The organism is Herbaspirillum chlorophenolicum (genome assembly GCF_001189955.1).
Lineage (GTDB): Bacteria > Pseudomonadota > Gammaproteobacteria > Burkholderiales > Burkholderiaceae_D > Herbaspirillum > Herbaspirillum chlorophenolicum.
Map to the genome: position 1 here is coordinate 1 of NZ_LFLT01000152.1, position 956 is coordinate 956.

Annotated in this window: 1 protein-coding gene; it reads right to left on the bottom strand. The window is 63.3% G+C overall.

What is annotated here, in order from left to right; genetic code table 11:
* A partial coding sequence (locus AKL28_RS24960) for a hypothetical protein (protein ID WP_197091100.1) occupies positions 1-956 on the bottom strand: 956 nt, incomplete at both ends.

The window sequence follows — 956 nt, forward strand, 5'->3', positions numbered from 1 at the left end:
ACCAGACATTGCTGTTGAGTAAAGAACCACCATCGCGGTTGAGCGGCGCATCGCGCAGCTCATTGCCTTGCACGTTGACTTTGATGTTGTTGCTGTCCATCGACAGGTTCACGCCCACGGCACCCGAAACGTCCAACATCGAACCGCTGGCGGCAAAAGAGCGTTTGGTCGCGCTGACCGCGATCTGGCCACCGGTAGCCAGGGTCAGCGAGTTGCCCTGGAAGTCGACATTGCCGCCGCTGACGATTTCCACGCGCGACTGGTCGCGACGGTCCGACAGTTTGGACAGGTTGTCGAAGAGGCCCGACGACGATCCTGTCCGTAATCCGTCCTGCGCTGCCGAGTCGGCGATCAGGGCGTCGCGCTGGCTGTTCAGGGCGGTGGTGCTGCCGTCGTCTTCAATCGCCACGGCCGTGATGGCGTTCTGGCCGAGCGTGACCGATCCTTGCGTATCGCTGGCCGAATTCAGCAGGTGGATGGTGCCGCGTGTGTTGACGGTGGTGGTGGCGATGGCTACGCCACTTTGCTGCACATCGCGCCCGGCCAGTGTGATGTCGCCTTCGCGCGCGACGATCAGGCCGCTGTTGACCACCTGGCCGGCGGTGCTGCCATTGATGAACTGCGGCGAGACTTCGTTGCCGCGCGTGGTCGAGGCCGTATTGCCATCGGTGCCCACGCCTTTGCGGATGATGAAACTATCACCGGCCGCCAGCTCCGTTTGGCCGCGGCGCGTGCTGATCTGGCCGGCATTGCTGACTTCACTGCCCAGCAGCAGTACATAGCCGCCGCCTTGCGTGACCGAGGCCGGTTGCGCCGTGCTGATCTGTGCTCCGGCTTCAACGATGAGTTTGCCGTTGGCATCGGTAAAGCTGGGCGTGGTGCCATTCGCGCCATACAAGCCGTTGCTGGTGAACTGGCTGTCGCTGATGGCGGCAGCCGCTGCCACCAGGTTGCGC